Below are 1565 nucleotides of genomic sequence, written 5' to 3'. Positions count from 1 at the left end.
ATTAATTTTGATATAATATATATAAGTATAAATTACTATATATATTATACAAATTTGAAAGGATGATAAAAAATGTTAGAATATAGATACGATACACAGTTATTAATCGAAGGAACTGATCTTAATGAAGATGCAATAAATGAATACTTTAATACTAATTTTAAAGGAGATTGTTTACTTGCTGTAGGTGATGAAGAACTTATCAAAATTCATTTCCACACAAATGAACCTTGGGAAGTATTAAAATACTGTTCAACTTTAGGAGAAATATATGATATTGTAATTGAAGACATGGAGCGTCAAGCAAAAGGATTACAAGGATAATATTTACCTAAATAAAAGGACTTAAACTCTAAATTAAAAGAGTTTAAGTCCTTTTGTGATTATTGTATTAAATAATTAAAAATATTATTTCTTATTTTTTTCTAATAAATTAAGTGATGCAAGTGAGGCTCCCGTTCCTTTTGCAACACATAACAAAGCATCTTCTGCGATGCTAACTTTTATATTAGTTTTCTCTTGTATTCTTTTATCTAACCCATTAAGAAGTGACCCTCCACCAGTCATGATTATTCCATTTTCATAAATATCTGATGATAATTCTGGTGGTGCTTTTTCTAATACTGAACATGCTGCTACTATTATTTGTTGTGTACATTTTTCAATTGCATCTTTTATTTCCGATGAATTAATTTGTATTTTACCAGGAAGTCTTGTAACTAAATTTATTCCACTTATGTCCATATACTTTTCTTCATCAATACATGCTGTTCCAATTTTTATTTTTATCTTTTCAGCTGTTAGTTCTCCTACAAGAAAATTATGCTGCTTTTTAATATATTCTATTATAGCCTCATCAAATTTGTCTCCGCCTATCTTTATTGACTCACTAACTACCGTACCACCTAAAGATATAATAGCTATATCTGCAGTACCTCCTCCTATATCTATAACCATACTTCCATTTGGACTCGAAATATCTATGCCTGCTCCAATAGCAGCTGCTATTGGCCCTTCAATTGTATAAACCTCTTTTGCCCCAGTATGTCTAACAGCCTCTTCTACAGCTATTTTTTCAACTCCAGTCACTCCAGTTGGTACACATACCATTACTCTTGGCATAAAAACCTTATTCATGCCTTTTTTATTTAATACTTTACCTATGAAGTAATTTAACATCTTTTCTGTAGTATCATAATCAGATATTACACCATTTTGTAATGGTCTTATAGATACTATATTGCTAGGAGTTTTTCCTATCATTTTATACGCTTCTGATCCCACTGCTAAAACAGATCCGGTATTTTTCTCTATAGCAACCACTGATGGTTCTGTTAATACTATTCCTTTTCCAGAAACAGATATCAATACATTAGCAGTTCCTAAATCTATACCTATATCATTGCTAGCCATTTTGCTCAACTCCTCTATATGTCTGGAATTCAATCTTATTATTTAAAATTTTTATTGGTTTTGAATTTTCACTCCAAATTATGTTATTTTATTTAATTTCTATACACTTATTAAAATTTTACTTATTAAATGTATAAAATATAGTATATTAT

The 1565-nt window shown here is 28.9% G+C and carries 2 protein-coding genes; one reads left to right on the top strand and one right to left on the bottom strand.

Annotated features, from left to right (window positions below; all coding sequences use genetic code 11):
- The first annotated feature begins 72 nt into the window (after positions 1-72).
- Positions 73-324: a hypothetical protein gene (locus VN21_RS11245; RefSeq protein WP_025162802.1), complete on the top strand. Its 252-nt coding sequence runs from the start codon at positions 73-75 to the stop codon at positions 322-324.
- Positions 325-408: 84 nt separating this feature from the next.
- Here VN21_RS11245 and mreB read toward each other — a convergent pair whose 3' ends face one another.
- Positions 409-1413 carry a rod shape-determining protein gene (gene mreB, locus VN21_RS11240; RefSeq protein ID WP_046823362.1) on the bottom strand — a complete coding sequence of 335 codons (1005 nt, stop codon included), beginning with the start codon at positions 1411-1413 and terminating at the stop codon, positions 409-411.
- Positions 1414-1565 lie beyond the last annotated feature (152 nt).

This window comes from Paraclostridium benzoelyticum (genome assembly GCF_001006285.1).
Taxonomy (GTDB): Bacteria; Bacillota; Clostridia; order Peptostreptococcales; family Peptostreptococcaceae; genus Paraclostridium; species Paraclostridium benzoelyticum.
Note: the sequence above shows the minus strand (reverse complement) of the source record. Positions and strands in the feature narration are given on the sequence as shown.

Bases quoted from the DNA above. Each gene is read 5' to 3' on its own strand.
- mreB (WP_046823362.1), bottom strand. From the start codon at position 1,413: ATGGCTAGCAATGATATAGGTATAGATTTAGGAACTGCTAATGTATTG.
- VN21_RS11245 (WP_025162802.1), top strand. From the start codon at position 73: ATGTTAGAATATAGATACGATACACAGTTATTAATCGAAGGAACTGAT.